18 protein-coding genes are annotated in these 16,777 nt (G+C 73.3%); 16 read left to right on the top strand and 2 right to left on the bottom strand.

Annotated features, from left to right (window positions below):
* Positions 1-39: 39 nt before the first annotated feature.
* The 3 genes from FXF65_RS21415 to dapB are packed head-to-tail and all read left to right on the top strand — an operon-like array spanning position 40 to position 2,050.
* Positions 40-819 (top strand): arsenate reductase/protein-tyrosine-phosphatase family protein, encoded by a 780-nt coding sequence (locus tag FXF65_RS21415; RefSeq protein ID WP_148351766.1) that lies wholly within the window; start codon positions 40-42, stop codon positions 817-819.
* Positions 816-1,205 (top strand): VOC family protein, encoded by a 390-nt coding sequence (locus tag FXF65_RS21410; protein ID WP_148351765.1) that lies wholly within the window; start codon positions 816-818, stop codon positions 1,203-1,205. Before FXF65_RS21415 ends, FXF65_RS21410 begins: the two co-directional genes overlap by 4 nt.
* Before the next feature lie 20 nt (positions 1,206-1,225).
* Positions 1,226-2,050, top strand: a complete 825-nt coding sequence (dapB, locus tag FXF65_RS21405; RefSeq protein ID WP_148351764.1) for a 4-hydroxy-tetrahydrodipicolinate reductase — start codon at positions 1,226-1,228, stop codon at positions 2,048-2,050.
* 104 nt (positions 2,051-2,154) lie between these two features.
* Here dapB and FXF65_RS21400 read toward each other — a convergent pair whose 3' ends face one another.
* Positions 2,155-2,856, bottom strand: coding sequence for a DUF4360 domain-containing protein (locus FXF65_RS21400; RefSeq protein WP_246198993.1), 702 nt, complete (start codon positions 2,854-2,856; stop codon positions 2,155-2,157).
* A gap of 287 nt (positions 2,857-3,143) precedes the next feature.
* Positions 3,144-3,791: a TetR/AcrR family transcriptional regulator gene (locus FXF65_RS21395; RefSeq protein WP_148351762.1), complete on the bottom strand. Its 648-nt coding sequence runs from the start codon at positions 3,789-3,791 to the stop codon at positions 3,144-3,146.
* A gap of 94 nt (positions 3,792-3,885) precedes the next feature.
* Here FXF65_RS21395 and paaA point away from each other — a divergent pair, with 94 nt between their 5' ends.
* The 13 genes from paaA to cobO all read left to right on the top strand — a co-directional run bounded on the left by paaA (position 3,886) and on the right by cobO (position 16,777).
* Positions 3,886-4,851: a 1,2-phenylacetyl-CoA epoxidase subunit PaaA gene (gene paaA / locus FXF65_RS21390; RefSeq protein WP_148351761.1), complete on the top strand. Its 966-nt coding sequence runs from the start codon at positions 3,886-3,888 to the stop codon at positions 4,849-4,851.
* A gap of 70 nt (positions 4,852-4,921) precedes the next feature.
* Positions 4,922-5,206 (top strand): 1,2-phenylacetyl-CoA epoxidase subunit PaaB, encoded by a 285-nt coding sequence (paaB, locus tag FXF65_RS21385; RefSeq protein ID WP_148351760.1) that lies wholly within the window; start codon positions 4,922-4,924, stop codon positions 5,204-5,206.
* Positions 5,207-5,214: 8 nt separating this feature from the next.
* The gene (gene paaC, locus FXF65_RS21380; RefSeq protein WP_148351759.1) at positions 5,215-6,099 is read left to right on the top strand and encodes a 1,2-phenylacetyl-CoA epoxidase subunit PaaC; all 885 of its coding nucleotides are present in this window, start codon (positions 5,215-5,217) and stop codon (positions 6,097-6,099) included.
* A complete protein-coding gene (gene paaD / locus FXF65_RS21375) occupies positions 6,093-6,581 on the top strand; it encodes a 1,2-phenylacetyl-CoA epoxidase subunit PaaD (RefSeq protein ID WP_148351758.1) in 489 nt (162 codons plus the stop codon). The genes paaC and paaD overlap by 7 nt, the downstream gene beginning before the upstream one ends.
* A complete protein-coding gene (paaE, locus tag FXF65_RS21370) occupies positions 6,582-7,661 on the top strand; it encodes a 1,2-phenylacetyl-CoA epoxidase subunit PaaE (RefSeq protein ID WP_148351757.1) in 1,080 nt (359 codons plus the stop codon).
* 80 nt (positions 7,662-7,741) lie between these two features.
* Complete coding sequence (locus FXF65_RS21365) at positions 7,742-9,151, top strand: amidase family protein (RefSeq protein WP_148351756.1); 1,410 nt, start codon at positions 7,742-7,744, stop codon at positions 9,149-9,151.
* Between the two features lie 112 nt (positions 9,152-9,263).
* A complete protein-coding gene (locus FXF65_RS21360; RefSeq protein WP_148351755.1) occupies positions 9,264-10,925 on the top strand; it encodes an alkaline phosphatase D family protein in 1,662 nt (553 codons plus the stop codon).
* A gap of 444 nt (positions 10,926-11,369) precedes the next feature.
* Positions 11,370-12,524, top strand: a complete 1,155-nt coding sequence (locus tag FXF65_RS21355; protein ID WP_222868657.1) for a phosphorylase family protein — start codon at positions 11,370-11,372, stop codon at positions 12,522-12,524.
* 196 nt (positions 12,525-12,720) lie between these two features.
* Positions 12,721-12,912, top strand: coding sequence for a CbtB domain-containing protein (locus FXF65_RS21350; RefSeq protein ID WP_067900338.1), 192 nt, complete (start codon positions 12,721-12,723; stop codon positions 12,910-12,912).
* A gap of 8 nt (positions 12,913-12,920) precedes the next feature.
* Positions 12,921-13,667, top strand: a complete 747-nt coding sequence (locus tag FXF65_RS21345; protein ID WP_148351754.1) for a CbtA family protein — start codon at positions 12,921-12,923, stop codon at positions 13,665-13,667.
* Entirely contained in the window at positions 13,622-14,242 is a 621-nt protein-coding gene (locus FXF65_RS21340; RefSeq protein WP_148351753.1) for a histidine phosphatase family protein, read from the top strand. The genes FXF65_RS21345 and FXF65_RS21340 overlap by 46 nt, the downstream gene beginning before the upstream one ends.
* Before the next feature lie 32 nt (positions 14,243-14,274).
* Positions 14,275-16,173 (top strand): VWA domain-containing protein, encoded by a 1,899-nt coding sequence (locus FXF65_RS21335; RefSeq protein ID WP_222868688.1) that lies wholly within the window; start codon positions 14,275-14,277, stop codon positions 16,171-16,173.
* 1 nt (position 16,174) lies between these two features.
* Complete coding sequence (gene cobO / locus FXF65_RS21330; RefSeq protein ID WP_148351751.1) at positions 16,175-16,777, top strand: cob(I)yrinic acid a,c-diamide adenosyltransferase; 603 nt, start codon at positions 16,175-16,177, stop codon at positions 16,775-16,777.

Raw genomic sequence — 16,777 nt, 5'->3', positions numbered from 1 at the left:
CGCCAACTACATCAAACCAGTTTGATGTATTGTCAGGGCATGGTGCTCCCGGAGCGCGACGCGCGCGGCGCCGACGGCCCGCCGGAGTTCGTGCGGCTGGCCGCCCACCCGCTGCGGTGGCGGCTGCTGGCCGAGCTGGCGGGCGGCGACCACCGCGTCCGCGAGCTGGTGGCCCGGGTCGGCGAGCCGCAGAACCTCGTCTCCTACCACCTGCGGCTGCTGCGCCGCGGCGGGCTGGTCACCGCGCGGCGGAGCAGTTTCGACGCCCGCGACAGCTACTACCACCTCGACCTGGACCGCTGCGCCGACGCGCTCGCCGCCACCGGGAGCGCCCTGCATCCCGCGCTGCCTGGACCGGCGCCGCACCCGGCGCCGCCATCATCGAGACGGGCGCGGGTGCTGTTCGCCTGCACCGGCAACAGCGCCCGCTCACCGGTCGCGGAGGCGCTGCTGCGCCACCACGCCCGGGGGCGCGTCGAGGTGACGAGCGGCGGCAGCCGTCCGGCGGCGCGCGTCCACCCGGCGGCCGTGGAGCTGCTGCGCGAGCGCTACGGCATCGACATCGCGCGGCAGCGTCCACGCGGCCTGGACGACCTGGCCGACCGCCCGTTCGACCACGTGATCACCCTGTGCGACCGGGTGCGCGAGGTCTGCCCGGAGTTCGGCGGCCGGCCGCGGCCGGCCCACTGGAGCATCCCCGACCCGGCCGCGGCGGAGGACGGCGACGCCTTCGCCCGGACGGTCACGGAGATCGACACGCGCGTCCGCCACCTGGTGCCCGTCCTCGCACCCGGCCCTGACCCGGAGGTTCACCCATGACCGAAGCGCGAGAGCAGATCGGCGTCCGCTACATCGTGGACGACGTCCAAGCCGCCATCGACTTCTACACCGGCCGTCTGGGCTTCGCGCCGGGCTTCACCGCCGCGCCCGCGTTCGCGGAGGTCGTGCGCGGGCCGCTGCGGCTGCTGCTGTCCGGGCCCGCGTCGTCCGGCGCCCGCGCCACCCCGGCGGACGCCGCCGTCCCCGGGCGCAACCGCCTCCACCTGATCGTGGACGACCTCGACGCCGAGGTCGCGCGGCTGACCGCCGCCGGGGCGGCGTTCCGCAGCGACCTGGTCAGCGGGCCGGGCGGGCGCCAGATCCTCGTCGCGGACCCCGCCGGCAACCTGGTCGAGCTGTTCGAGCCCGCCCGCCGGGACGGCTGACCGCTGCCTACAGTGGCGGCATGATCAGAGTCTGTTTCGCCGGGGTGACCGGCTGGACCGCGCCGCCCATCCTCGCCGCCGTCGACCGGGCCGACGACCTGGCGCTCACCGCCGGGGTGTCGCGCTCGGCGGCCGGACGGACCCTCGCCGACGCCGTGGGCCACGGCGACGGCCGGGTCCACGCCTCGGTCGCGGACGCCCTCCGGGACGCCGAGGTCGACGTGCTCGTCGACTACACCAGCGCCGCCGCCGTCCGCGGCAACGTGTGGGCGGCCGTCGAGGCGGGCGTGCACGCGGTGGTCGGGTCCAGCGGGCTGACCGCCGCCGACTACGCCGAGCTGGACGGGCTCGCCCGGGAGCGCGGCGTCGGCGTGGTCGCCGCCGGGAACTTCTCGGTCATGGCGGCGCTGCTCCAGCGGGCCGCCTCGCTGGCCGCCGCGAAACTGGACCACTGGGAGATCATCGACTACGCGAGCGACACGAAGCCGGACGTCCCGTCCGGGACGGCGCGGGAGCTGGCCGAGTCGCTGGGCGAGATCCGGCGGCCGGAGGGCGGCGTCCCGCTGGTCGAGCTGCACGGCCCGGCCGAGGCGCGCGGCGCGGAGGTCGGCGGGACGCGGGTCCACTCGGTGCGGCTGCCGGGCTTCACGGTCAGCACGGAGGCGGTGTTCGCGGGAAAGGGCGAGCGCCTGGTGATGCGGCATGACGCGGGCGATTCCGCGGAGCCTTATGCGGCCGGGACGGTGCTCGCGGTCCGGCGCGTCCGCGAATCGCCGGGAGTGCGGCGCGGGCTCGGCGCGCTGCTGTTCGACGACACCGAAGAGGACGCTGGAAAAGAAGGCTGAACTTCGTTGGAAAAATGCGAGCGGTGGCCGGGCCTGGTACGCATTCTCCGTACCGGGCCGACCACCGCCGCTGCTCTCTTGGTCTTGCTGGCGGAACGAGTCGATTACTCCGCGCAGCGCTTCCAGGCGAGCTGGTAGCGCGAGTTACCGTAGTTCGATTCCATCGCCACGAAACTGGACTTGGCGTCGGAGTCGCCCGCGGCCGCCCGCAGTTCGGTGTTGATGTTCAGGTTGCGCTCCTTGGCGCACGGAGCGTAGATGCGGTCCGCGGGAGCGATCTTGTCCTGGATCTTCCAGGAGTCGTTGTACGGACCGGTGAAGTCGTGGGCCACGGCCTTGGAGCGGCTGTCGCCCTGGAAGTAGTAGTTGGCGCGCAGCAGCCCGGTGGCTCCCGCCTCCAGGTGCGCGAACCCGCGGTGCTCGATCCCGGTGATCGCGTAGGTCCAGCCCTCCGGCGCGTCGACACGCACGTTGAGCTGGCAGTTCTTCCGGAAGGAGGCGGGCGGCGCCTGACCGCCGGCCCACGCCACGTACTGCTCGTAGCTGACGGTGAAGGCGGTGTTGTCGCCCGAGGGGGTGACCTTGGCGGTGCCGGCCGCGCAGCCGGAGCCGTTGACCGTCTCGACCTCCATGGTCACGGGCGCGGACGGGACGGCGGGAGCGGGAGCGGGGTCGGCGTCGGCCGCGGAGTTGGCGGACGCGGGCGCGAACACTGCACTGGAAGACGCGAGCATGGCGGTGGCGGAGGCCACGGCCGGCACGACCAGCCCGGCGCCCAGCACGATCGCGAGTCGTTTTGCGTTCATCATGGGTCGGGATCTCTCAAGTGAAGTTGTGGGGAGGAATGTGCTGTCATCGCACGTCCGGCCACAGCGCCGTTGTCATCTGACATCGAATTTCACGACGTCTTTCGTGGTCAGAGCCTCAATGACGATCCTCGGCCGAGAATCTGCGGTGTGAGAGTATTCCTGGCCCAGGTGAGCGTCAACCTTAGCAACCGCGACTTTTTTAACAGTTGAATTTGCGAGTTCCCTTTAAGGATGCAACTAAGGCCGTTTTCTGTTGACGGCGCAGCCCCGGGGCGGTGCCGGGTTCAGTCGGCGGCCGGGCCGCGGCGGCGCAGCCCGTCGAACGCCACCTTGCAGAGCGCGTCCGCGATCTCCTCGGCGGCCGCGCCGCCGCGCGGCCGGTACCACTCGATGAGCGAGTTGACGAGTCCGAACAGGAGGCGGGCGGCGACCGGCGGCGCGACGTCCGGGCGGATGTCGCCCTCCGCCTCGGCCCGCTCGACGAGCCCGGCGACGAGCCGGTCGAACTCGCGGCGGCGGGCGAGCGCCCGCTTCTCGACGGCCGTGTTGCCGCGCACCCGCAGCAGGAGCGTGACGAACGGCTGCTGCTCGACGAGGACGCCGACGCTGGCCCGGACGAGGTGCTCCAGCCGGTCGATCGCGCGGCCGTCCACGGTCGCGGCCTCGTCGGCGGCGGCGAACAGGGCGTCCATCGCGCGGTCAACGGCGAGCTGGAGCAGTTCGTCCTTGCCGGAGACGTGGTGGTAGATCGCGGACTTGCTGATGCCGAGCCGCTTGGACAGCTCGTCCATGCTGGTGCCGTCGTAGCCGCGCTCGTTGAACACGGTGACGGCGACGCGCAGCAGCGACTCCCGGTCGTAGCCGGGCCGGCCGCGCCTGGCCGTCCCGCCGCCGTTTTGTCCGCCGCCGTCCGTCCTGGTCACGGCGGCCATTATCGCAGCGTCCCGGCGCCCCGCGGCTTCTCCCCGGCCCGGTTCGCGAGGTATATTCTGACTGAACGGACGGTCGGTAATTCGAGGAGGCCCGATGGCTCCGAGCACCGGGACGGCCGAGGCCCGCGCGGCCGAGCCCCAGGGCGAAGCCGCGCATTTCGAGCGGACGGTGGCCCGCGACCAGCGGATCGAGCCGCGCGACTGGATGCCCGACGCCTACCGGGCGACGATGGTCCGGCAGATCGCGCAGCACGCGCACTCCGAGATCATCGGGATGCAGCCGGAGGGCGTCTGGATCACCCGCGCGCCGTCGCTGCGCCGCAAGGCGATCCTGCTCGCCAAGGTCCAGGACGAGGCGGGCCACGGCCTGTACCTGTACTCGGCGGCCGAGACGCTCGGCGCCGACCGGTCCGAGCTGACCGCGAAGCTGATCTCCGGTCGGCAGAAGTACTCGTCCATCTTCAACTACCCGACGCTGACGTTCGCGGACGTCGGCGTGATCGGCTGGCTGGTCGACGGCGCGGCCATCTGCAACCAGGTGCCGCTGTGCCGCAGCTCCTACGGCCCGTACGCGCGGGCGATGATCCGGATCTGCAAGGAGGAGTCGTTCCACCAGCGGCAGGGCTACGAGCTGCTGATGACGCTGATGCGCGGCACCGACGCCCAGCGCGAGATGGTGCAGGACGCCGTGAACCGCTGGTGGTGGCCGTCGCTGATGATGTTCGGCCCGCCGGACGCCGACTCGACGCACACCGCCCAGTCCATGGCGTGGAAGATCAAGCGGCACACGAACGACGAGCTCCGGCAGCGGTTCGTGGACATGAGCGTCCCGCAGGCGGACGCGCTCGGCGTCACCCTCCCCGACCCCGACCTGCGCTGGAACGCCGAGCGCGGGCACCACGACTTCGGCGAGATCGACTGGTCGGAGCTGAAACGGGTGATCAGCGGCGACGGCCCCTGCAACGCCGAGCGCGTCGCCGTCCGCCGCGCCGCCCACGAGGACGGCGCCTGGGTCCGCGAGGCCGCCGCCGCTCACGCGGCGAAGCAGGAGGCCCGATGACCGGAGCGAAGCGAGGATCTTCGGGCCCCCTCGGGGGTCTGGGGGTCGTCCCCCAGAAAGGCAGGGCGTGATGGACAAGGACTGGCCGCTCTACGAGGTGTTCGTCCGGGGGAAGCGCGGGCTGAACCATGTGCACGTCGGGTCGCTGCGCGCGCCCGACGACACGATGGCGCTGCGCAACGCCCGCGACCTGTACACGCGGCGGAACGAGGGCGTGAGCATCTGGGTGGTGCCGGCGCGGGACATCACCGCGTCCAGCCCGGACGAGAAGGACCCGTTCTTCGCCCCGAGCGGCGACAAGGTCTACCGGCATCCGACGTTCTACGACATTCCCGAGAACGTCCCGCACATCTGAGGTCCGCAATGTCGTTCGACAACGCGCTCGGCGCGATCGCCGAGGACAACGACGAGGCCCGCTGGGCGTTCGGCACCGGGTTCCACGACCCGCTGGCGGGCGTCGACACGGCCGTCCCGGACGGGGTCGACCGCGGCGACCTCGCGTCCTACTGCCTGATGCTCGGCGACGACGCGCTGATCATGTCGCACCGCCTCCAGGAGTGGTGCACGCACGCGCCCGAGCTGGAGGAGGAGGTCGCGCTCGCGAACGTCGCGCTCGACCTGCTCGGCCAGGCGCGGCTGCTGCTCGCCCGCGCGGGCGTGGCCGAGGACGCCGTCGAGGAGGCCAGGCGCGGCGAGGACGACCTGGCCTTCTTCCGGGACGCGGCCGAGTTCCGCAACGTCCGCCTGACCGAGGTTCCGAACGGGGACTTCGCGCATTCCATAGTCAGGCTGCTGCTGTTCTCGACGTGGCGGCTGGCGCTGCTGGACCGGCTGCGCGCGTCCCGCGACCCGGTCCTCGCGGCGATCGCGGCGAAGGGCGTCAAGGAGGTCGCCTACCACCGCGACCACGCCGCGCTGTGGACGATCCGCCTCGGCGACGGCACCGACTTCTCCCACGCCCGCGCGCAGCGGGCGGTGGACGAGCTGTGGCCGCTGACCGGCGAGCTGTTCGGCGTCCACGACGTCGAGCGGCGGATGGCGGACGCGGGCGTCGGCGTCGACCCGTCCGGCGTGCGCGCCGAGTTCGACGCCGTGACCAGCGAAGTGTTGGCGACGGCGACGCTCCGGGCCCCGGAACCCGAGCCGCCGCGCCTGGCGGGACGGAGCGGCGACCACACCCCGGCCCTGGCCGACCTGCTCGCGGAGATGCAGAGCGTGGCCCGCGCCCACCCAGGGGCGACATGGTGAACGCGCGCGCGGTCGCCGAGACGGTCACCGATCCGGAGCTGCCGATGCTGACGCTCGCGGAGCTGGGCGTCCTCCGCGACGTGACGGAGCGCGCGGGCCGCGTGGAGGTGACGATCACTCCCACCTACACCGGCTGCCCCGCCCTGGACGCGATGCGCGACGACCTCAGGTCGCGGCTGGCCGAGGCCGGATACGCCGACGTCAGCGTGCGGACCGTCCTCGATCCGCCGTGGACGAGCGACTGGATCAGCGAGTCGGGGCGCGGCAAGCTCGCGGCGGCCGGAGTCGCGCCGCCGGGGCCCGTCCCGCACCGCCCGTCGGGGCCGATCCCGCTGACGCTGGGGCCGACGCGGCGCGTCCGGTGCCCGCGCTGCGGTTCCGCCGACACGGTCGAGCTGTCCCGGTTCGGCGCGACGGCCTGCAAGTCGCTGCGCCGCTGCGAGGCGTGCCGGGAGCCGTTCGAGCACTTCAAGGAGATCTGAATGGCGACTGCCACGGTGCGGCGACGCGGCTTCCACCCGCTGCGCGTCGCGGGCGTCGAGCGGCTGTGCGACGACGCGGCCGCCGTCACCTTCGACGTGCCGCCGGAGCTCGCCGACCTCTACGACTTCCGGCCCGGACAGTTCCTCACGCTGCGCCGCGTCCTGCCCGACGGGAGCGAGGAGCGCCGCTCGTACTCGATCTGCGCGGCGGCCGGGGCGGCGCCGCGCGTCGGCGTCCGCGAGATCCCGGGCGGGCTGTTCTCGTCGTGGCTCGTGCGCGAGGTGCGTCCGGGCGACGTCGTGGACGTGCTGCCGCCGTCCGGGACGTTCACGCTCCCCGAGCAGCCCGGCGCCCACCACGTGCTGATCGCCGCCGGGTCGGGGATCACGCCGGTGCTGTCGCTCGCCGCGACCGCGCTCGCCGCCGACCCGTCGAGCCGGGTCACCGTCCTGTACGGGAACCGGCGCAGCGGGACGGTCATGTTCGCCGACGAGCTGGCCGACCTCAAGGACGCGCATCCCGACCGGTTCGAGCTGGCGCACGTCCTGTCGCAGGAGCCGCGCGAGGCCGAGCTGTTCAGCGGGCGGCTCGACGCCGACCGGCTGCGCGTGCTGCTGCCGCGCCTCGTGCCCGTCGAGGACGTCGCGCGCTGGTGGCTGTGCGGCCCGTTCGGGATGGTCACCGGCGCGCGGCGCGTCCTGCGCGGGTTCGGAGTGCCGGACGAGCGCGTCCACCAGGAGCTGTTCCACGTGGACGAGGTGCCGCCCGAGCCCGACCGGCGGAGCCCCGAACCGACCGGCCCTGCCAGCGAGGTCACCGTCGTGCTCGACGGAAGGTCCACGACCGTCGCGCAGCCGCGGGACGCGACCGTCCTCGAATCGGCGCAGCGGCTCCGCCCCGATCTGCCGTTCGCCTGCAAGGGCGGGGTCTGCGGCACCTGCCGGGCGCGCGTCGTGGACGGCGAGGTCCACATGCGCCGCAACTTCGCGCTCGAACCGGCGGAGGTCGCGGCCGGGTACGTGCTGACCTGCCAGTCCGTCCCGGTCACCGACCGGCTCACCGTCGACTACGACGCCTGAGCGCGCCCCTTTCCGGGGGCTGATCCACGGAGTGAAACACCGGCCTCGCGCTCCGGCCCGCCCTGTAGGACGGTGTCCCCATGGCTGAAGACCCGCACTGGCTGTCCGCCGTCGACGCGGTCCGGATGCTGCGCGACGGCGAGCTCGACCTCGCCGAGTACGCCGAGGCGCTGATCGAGCGCACCGATCGGCTGGCGCGGCTCAACACCTACATCTCGCACGAGCCCGACCTCGTCCGGCGGGCCGTCCGCGGCGGGCGGGGCCGGACCGGGCCGCTGCACGGCCTGCCGTTCGCGCTCAAGGACGTCATCGACACCGACGACCTGCCGACCACGGCCGCGACCCCGGCGCTGCGCGACTGGCGGCCGGGCCGCAACGCGCCGATCGCGGAGACGCTGCTCGGCGCGGGCGGGACGCTGATGGGCAAGCAGGCCCTCGGCGAGCTGTCGTTCGGCATGACGTGCAACAGCCCCGCGTTCGGCGCGGTCGGCAACCCCTACGACGAGACCCGCATCCCGGGCGGCAGCAGCGGCGGGACGGCGGCGGGCGTCGCGGCCGGGCTGGTCCCGTTCGGGATCGGCGGCGACACCGGCGGGTCGTGCCGCATCCCGGCGGCGCTGTGCGGGTGCGTCGGGTTCCGTCCGACGCACGGGCGCTACGACCCGCGCGGCGTGGTGCCGATCTCGCCCTCCAGGGACACGCTCGGGCCCATCGCCCGGTCGGTCGCGGACGTCCGGCTGGTCGACGCGCTCTGCGCACCCGCCGGAGCGGACCCCGACCTGACCGTCGACCTGTCCGGCCTGCGCCTCGGGGTGCCGACCGGCCATTTCTACGACGACCTCGACCTCGACGTCGCGGTGGCGACCGAACGCGCGCTGTCGGCGCTGGCCGCGCGCGGGGCGGTGCTGGTGGAGCGGGACGTCCCCGGCCTGCTGCGGCTGAACGAGCTGGCGAGCTTCACCGTCGTCCTGTACGAGGTGGGACGCGAGTTGTCCGCCTACCTCTACCAGCATTCGGTGCCGATGACGCTGCGCGGGCTTGCGGGACAGGTGTCGGTCGCGGCCGTCCGGGACACGCTGGAGTCGGTGCTCGACGCCGACGTCGTGTCGGCCGCCGCGTACCGGGAGGCGATCGCGGTGCACCGTCCGGCGCTGCGCGCCGCCTACGCCCGCTACTTCGAGGACGACGACCTGAGCGCGCTGGTCGTCCCGACGACGCCGCTGACCGCCCGTCCGCACCGCCCGTCCGGCGAGGACCGGACGGTCGAGCTGAACGGCAACACCGTCGACACGTTCCTCACCTACATCCGCAACACCGACCCACCGAGCACGGCCGGGCTGCCGTGCCTGTCGGTGCCGTCCGGGCTGTCCCGCGACGGCCTGCCGATCGGGCTGGAGATCGTGGGCCCGGCGTCGTCGGACGCGCGGCTGCTCGCGATCGGAGAGGCGGTCGAACGAGCCCTCCCGCCACTGCCCCGCCCGCTCCTCTGACAAAAGGGTTTTGTCAATTCGTGCCGTCGTCGTCTCGGTGTCGGCACGCATCTCCAACCGCGTTACCCGAATTGCGGCCATCCTCCGATATTGATCCAAAAAGGAGGGTCGTATGTCGGAGAGATTTCCCCGCCGTCGCTTCCTCGCCACCGGCGGAGCCGCCTCGGCGCTGGCGGCCGGGCACGTCCTGCTCGGTCCCGCGCTGGTCGGCGAGGACGGCGCGCTCGCCGCCGTCCGCTCGTACGGCGGCGTCCCCCTGCCGTCCGGGCTGTTCACGCTGGGCGTCGCGTCCGGCGACCCGCTGCCGGACGGCGTCGTGCTGTGGACGCGGCTCGCGCCGAAGCCCGTCGACGGCGGCGGCATGCCGTCCAGCCCGGTGCCGGTGAGCTGGCAGGTCGCCGAGGACGAGCGCTTCGAGCGGATCCGCGCCCGCGGCGTCGTGACGGCGCGGCCCGAGTCCGGGCACTCGGTGCACGCCGAGGTCGCCGGGCTGCGCCCGGACCGCGAGTACCACTACCGGTTCCGCGCGGGCGACGAGGTCTCGCCCGTCGGCCGGACCCGGACCGCGCCGGAGGACGGCGCGGTCAACCGGCGGCTGCGGTTCGCGTTCGCGTCCTGCCAGAGCTGGCAGGACGGCTACTTCACCGCGTACAGCCACCTCGCCGAAGAGGACGTCGCGTTCCTCGCGTTCCTGGGCGACTACATCTACGAGTCGGCGCCGAAGACGACGACCGTCCGCACCCACGAGGGCAAGGGCGAGCCGTACACGCTGGCCGAATACCGCAACCGGCACGCGCAGTACAAGACCGACGCCAACCTCCAGGCCGCGCACGCGGCCTTCCCCTGGATCGCGACCTGGGACGACCACGAGGTCGACAACAACTGGGCCGGCGAGATCCCGCAGGACCCGGCCAAGCAGCCGCACGACAAGTTCCTCGCCCGCCGGGCCGCCGCGTTCCAGGCGTACTACGAGCACATGCCGCTGCGCCGGTCGGCCCGTCCGCACGGCAGCGACGCGCGGCTGTACCGCCGGGTCGGCTTCGGCCGCCTCGCGACCGTCCACGTGCTCGACACCCGGCAGTACCGCGACGACCAGCCGACCACGCTCGCCGAGGCGAACGACCCGGACCGCACGATGACCGGCGCCGAGCAGGAGGAATGGCTGCTGGACGGCCTGTCCGACTCGGGCGCCCGGTGGAACCTGCTCGCCAACCAGGTGATGTGGGCGTCCAACGACCGCAAGGTCGGGCCCGAGCAGGTCTTCGACTTCGACAACTGGGACGGCTACCGCGTGCAGCGCCGCCGCCTGCTGGAGTACTTCGGCTCCGGCGAGACGTCCAACCCGGTGGTGCTCACCGGCGACCGGCACGCGACCTGGGTGTGCGACCTGAAACCCGACTTCGACGACCCGGACTCCCCCGTCGTGGGCGCGGAGATCACCGGCACGTCGATCACCTCCGGCGGCGACTCCGACCCGGTCCCGTTCCACAAGAAGTACGACCCGATCATGGCGGAGAGCCCGCACTGGAAGTACATCGGGAACCTGCGCGGCTACGTCGTCTGCGACGTCACCCCGGCCCGGCTGCTCGCCTCGCTCCGCCTCGTCAGCACCGTGTGGACGCCCGGCGAGACGACGGTCACCACCGCCGCGCGGTTCGCGGTCGAGGCGGGACGGCCCGGGATCAGCGTCGTCGATCAGCTCTCGCCCGAGCGGGAGGCGCGGACGCTAAGGAGGACCGCGCGCCGCTACGCCGTGGACGACGACCAGTTCTGACCGGCCGTGACCCATACTGACCACTTCTGACTGTTTCTGACCGTTTCTGACCGGAGCGCGGGAACAGGGGCCCGTCAGGGCCCCTGTTAACATCCGAATTGGACCACGCCTCGAATGTCGATCACACGGTCCGGCGGCGCCGCCCGTCGCACCACCGCATTTCACGGGCCGGACCACTCCGTCCGGGCCGGGGCCGATCAAGCGGCCCGCGCGGCCCCGGCACCGCCCACCGAAATGATCTTTCCTCGGATTGTGAAAATCGGGCCTTCGGGAAACACTCGGGGCCATGTCCTATACGCGCCGTTCCGGCCGGTGAACGCTCAGTCGCCGGTTACGGGCAAATAGGACTACGCCCACCCTCCGCACACGCTCGCGGGCGAGGTCGGCGGCGCTGCCCGCCCCCGACTGATCCGGTCGCCGACGGCTGCGTTGTACGGTGCCAGCGTGGAAGAAGTCGTCGATGGCGCCGGTCTGAATCCCGCCGAGTTGAGCAAGGGAGTCGGGCGGTTGCTCGACGTGCTCGACGGCGTCGACGCGGACGGCTGGTATCCGATGCTGGAGGTCGTCCGTCCCTGGTCGGAGCACAATCCGCGCATCACCGGGGAGTTCGCGCGTCCGGCCGCCATCCGCGACTATCTGCGGCGCGAATTGACCACCCTGCTCGGCAAGGGCGCGGCGGTGACCGCGCGCCCGTCGCGCCGGGCGCTCCCTTTCACCGATCCCGAGTTCTTCGCCGCGCTCGACGAGGAGCGCTTCGACCTACGCGCGAAGAAACTCTTCCTGTTCGGTCCGGAACGCATGGCGCTCTCTTTGGACCGGCTGTCGCATTACTGCGGAACGCCCGCGGAGTCGTTCGGCCGCTACGTCCTGTTCACCAATTACGCGATGCACGTCGAGGCGTTCAAGGAACGGTTCCCGGACGCCGAAGGGCCCGCCCGCCCGGACGTGCAGATGCCCGCCTGGCACCACGACGGCGTGAGCCTGGTGAACATCGGGGTCGGGCCGTCCAACGCCAAGACCGTGACCGACCACCTCGCGGTCCTCCGCCCGGACGCGATGATCATGATCGGGCACTGCGGCGGGCTGCGGAACCACCAGCGGCTCGGCGACTTCGTCCTCGCGACGTCCTACCTGCGGGAGGACCACGTCCTCGACCGCGTGCTGCCGCTCACCGTCCCGGTGATCCCGAACCACCGGCTCAACACGTTCCTGCTGGACGCGCTGGACGAGCGCGACGCCCGCCACCGGCTCGGCGTCGTCCACACCACCGCCAACCGGAACTGGGAGTTCAACCAGGCGACGACGCTCGCCGCGATGCAGGCGTCGCGGGCCGTCGCCGTCGACATGGAGTCGGCGACGATCGCGGCGAACGGCTTCCGCTACCGCATCCCGAACGCCACACTTCTCTGCGTCTCCGACAAGCCCCTGCACGCCTCGCCGAAGCTGTCGGCGTCCGCGTCGGCGTTCTACGAGACCAGCAAACGCGAGCACCTCAACATCGCGCTCTCCTGCGTGGACCGCGTCCGCCGCGAGCACCCGAACGGCCTCCCGAGCCAGGACATCCGCTCCCCCGACGAGCCCCTGTTCGGGGTGGAATGAATGTCACACCTCATTGACAGGGGTGCGATGGGGAACGTACGTTCCGTCTGACTTCACGGTTGTCCGAGGGAAATCCGGTGAGATGCCGGTGCGGACGCGCCACTGTATCCGGGACGACGATCCCGGGAGCCAGGTCACTCGGGCAGCCGCGACCTCATCCGTCCGGGACGCGCACGATCCCCAGTGGAGGTACACCGTGAGCTCGCTGTCGGCTCCAGAACGACGCATCCCCCTTCCCCGGCTCGGCCCGTGGCTGCTCGCGGTCCCGGTCCTGCTGCTGCTCGGCTACCTCGTCCTGATGGACAACGGCGCCGTGTCGCAGACGGGCGGCTTCCTGCACGAGCTGATGCACGACGGGCGGCATCTGCTCGGCGTGCCCTGCCACTGAGCCGCGCCATGATCCGCACCCTGCTGGTCAGGGGCGTCCTGCTGGGCCTGCTCGCCGGGCTCGTCGCGGGCGTGTTCGCGTTCGCCGCCGGGGAGCCCCGCATCGACGACGCCATCGCCCTCGAACAGGCCGCCGCCACCACCGAACATTCACATGACCAGGGCGCCGCCGCGCACGAGCACGACGAGGGCGTGGAGGTGAGCCGCGGCGCGCAGAAGGCCGGGCTGTTCCTCGCCACCGGCCTCTACGGGCTCGCCGTCGGCGGCGTGTTCGCGCTGGTCTACGCCGGTCTGCGCGGCCGGGTCGGGCCCCGCTCGGACGGCGGGCTCGCGCTCGCCGCCGCCGGGACGGCCTTCGCCGCGGTCATCCTCGTCCCGTTCGTGAAGTATCCGGCGAACCCGCCCGCGGTGGGCGACCCGGACACGATCACCAGCCGGACGCTCCTCTACCTCGCGATGATCGGGGTGGGCCTGCTCGCCGCCGTGATCGCGGTGACGACGGGACGGCGCGTCGGCGGCGGGCCGTGGCCGCGGTGGATCGCCGCGGTCGCCGCGTTCCTCGCCCCGGTCGTCGTCGCGGCGGCGCTGCTGCCGGGGGTGAACGAGGTGCCGGACGGCTTCCCCGCGACCCTGCTGTGGCAGTTCCGCCTCGTCTCGCTCGGGACGCAGCTCGTGTTCTGGACGGTCTTCGGCGTCGCGTTCGGCTGGGCGTGCGACCGCGCGGCCCGTCCGGCGCGGGCCCCGGCGCCCGCCTGACCGGGGTGCCGTCCGTAGGGAACGCCGTGCTGTTCGTCCGGCAGGCGACGTCTGCCGGGATGCGCGAGGCGCGCTTCCCGGCGGGCGAGCCCGCGGACGCGTCCGGCCTGGCCAGGGCGCGGGCCCTCGCCGGGACGCTGCCGGACGGCCCGGCCTGGACGTCGCCCGCCCGCGCCGCCCGCGAGACCGCCGCCGCGCTGGGCCTCGCCGGTGCGCGTCCGGCGGCGGAGCTGGCCGAGGCCGACCACGGCCGCTGGGCCGGCCGCCGCTACGCCGACGTCGCGGCGGAGGAGCCGGACGAGCTGGCCCGATGGCTGGTCGACCCGTGGGCCGTCCCGCACGGCGGCGAGACCCGCGCCGCGCTCGCCGGGCGCGTCACCGGCTGGCTCGCCGCCGACCCGCGCGGGGTCGTCGTGTGCGACGCGGGCGTCATCCGGGCGGCGGTCGCGCTCGTCCTCGGGATCGACGTCACCGCCGGGGACCGGTTCGACGTCGCGCCGCTGTCCACCACGTGCTTGTCCGCCGCCGGGAGCGGCTGGCGGGTCGCCCACGTCAACCGGAAGGTCTCCGCTTGAACGCCGCCTACCCGTTCACCGCCGTCGTCGGGATGGACGACCTGAAGCTGGCGCTGCTGCTGAACGCCGTGTCCCCGCGCGTCGGCGGGGTGCTGGTGCGGGGCGAGAAGGGGACGGCGAAGTCGACGATCGTCCGGGCGCTCGCCGCGCAGCTCCCCGCCGTGGACACGGTGCCGGGCTGCCGGTTCGCCTGCGACCCGACCGCGCCCGACCCGTCCTGCCCGGACGGCCCGCACGTCGTGGGCGGGCCGTCCGCGCGGCGGGCGGCCTCGCTGGTGGAGCTGCCGGTCGGCGCGTCGGAGGACCGGCTCGCCGGGTCCCTGGACGTGGAGCGGGCGCTGACCGAGGGCGTGAAGGCGTTCGAGCCGGGCCTGCTCGCGGCGGCGCACCGCGGCGTCCTGTACGTGGACGAGGTGAACCTGCTGCACGACCACCTCGTCGACCTGCTGCTGGACGCGGCGGCGCTCGGCACCTGCTACGTCGAGCGCGAGTCGGTGTCGGTGCGGCACGCGGCGCGGTTCCTGCTGGTCGGGACGATGAACCCGGAGGAGGGCGAGCTGCGCCCGCAGCTCCTCGACCGGTTCGGGCTGATGGTGGAGGTGCGGGCGTCGCGGGAGCCGAGGGAGCGGGCCGAGGTCGTCCGGCGGCGGCTCGCGTTCGAGGCGGACCCGGCCGCGTTCGCCGCGCGCTGGTCCGCCGAGGAGGCCGCGCTCGCGGACCGCATCGCGGCGGCGCGGGAGCGGCTGGGCGGCGTCCGGCTGCCGGACGAGCGGCTGGAGCAGATAGCGGGCGTCTGCGCCGGGTTCGAGGTGGACGGCCTGCGCGCCGACCTCGTCACGGCGAACGCCGCGCTCGCGCACGCCGCCTGGCACGGCCGGGACGAGGTGACGTCCGAGGACGTCCGCGCGGCGGCCCGGTTGGCGCTGCCGCACCGCCGCCGCCGCGACCCGTTCGACGCGCCCGGCCTGGACGAGTCCCTGCTCGACGAGCTGCTGAACAGCGCTTCACCCGACGAGGACCCGCCGCCGGACGGCGGTGGAGGCGACCCGCCCGGCGGGGGCGGTGAGCCGTCGCCGGGCGACGGCGGCTCCGAGGCACCGGCGGAACAGCCCGGCGGGAACGAGCGCGCGGGCGGCGGTGAGCGGGTGGCGGGGGTCGCGGCGCCGCACGCCGTTCCGCTGCTGGAGGTTCCAGGCGTCGGCGACGGCGTGGCCGGGCGCCGGTCCCGGTCGCGGACGGAGCGGGGCCGCGTCACCGGCTCGCGCCGTCCGGCCGGGCGGATCCACGACCCGCACGTGGTGGCGACGCTGCTGGCCGCCGCCCCGCACCAGGGCTTCCGCGGCCGTTCCGGTCCCGGCCTGCTGCTGCACGCGGACGATCTGCGCGAGGCGGTACGGGAGGGACGCGAGGGGAACCTCGTCCTGTTCGTCGTGGACGCGAGCGGCTCGATGGCCGCCCGCCGCCGGATGACCACGGTGAAGACGGCCGTGCTGAGCCTGCTCCTCGACGCCTACCAGCGCCGCGACAAGATCGGCCTGATCACGTTCCGGGGACGGACGGCCGAGGTCGTCCTCCCGCCGACGTCGTCGGTGGAGGCGGGCGCGGCGCGGCTGCGGACGCTCCCCACCGGCGGCCGGACACCGCTCGCGGCCGGGCTGGTCAGGGCGGCGGAGGTCCTCCGCACGGAACGCCTCCGCGACCCGTCCCGCCGCCCGCTGCTCGTGGTCGTCACGGACGGGCGGGCGACGGCCGACGGCGACGTGCCGCGTGCCGCCGGGTTGCTGGCGGGGACGGCGGGAGTCGTCGTCGACTGCGAGGACGGGCCCGTCCGGCTCGGTCTCGCGGGACGGCTCGCGGCCCAACTCGGGGCGAGGCTCGTCCCGCTGAGCGACCTCGACGGAATCGTCCGCGAGCATCGGAAGGCGGCCTGACATGCCCCAGGGGAAGCCCGTGTCCGTCCCCGACGACGGACTGACCACGCGGCAGCGCCGCAACCGGCCGCTGCTGATCGTCCACACCGGGCCCGGAAAGGGAAAGTCGACAGCCGCGTTCGGAATGGCGCTGCGGGCGTGGAACCAGGGCTGGCCGGTCGCGGTGTTCCAGTTCGTGAAATCGGCGAAATGGCGGATTGGCGAAGAGAAGGCGCTGCGCGTGCTGGGCGAGAGCGGCGAGGGCGGTCCGGTCGCCTGGCACAAGATGGGCGAGGGCTGGTCGTGGCTGCGGCGCCCCGGCGTCGAGGACGACCACGCCGAGAACGCCCGCGAGGGCTGGGCGCAGATCAAGCGCGAACTGGCCGCCGAGTCGCACCGCTTCTACGTCCTGGACGAGTTCACCTACCCGCTGAAATGGGGCTGGCTCGACCTGGACGACGTCATCGAAACACTCACCGGACGTCCCGGCGACCAGCACGTCGTCATCACCGGACGGGACGCGCCCGACCGTCTCGTCGAGGCCGCCGACCTGGTCACCGAGATGGGCAAGGTCAAGCACCCCATGGACACCGGGCAGAAGGGGCAGCGGGGAATCGAGTGGTGA

This window comes from Actinomadura syzygii (assembly GCF_008085905.1).
Lineage (GTDB): Bacteria > Actinomycetota > Actinomycetes > Streptosporangiales > Streptosporangiaceae > Spirillospora > Spirillospora syzygii.
This window is presented reverse-complemented; position numbering and strand designations above follow the sequence as displayed.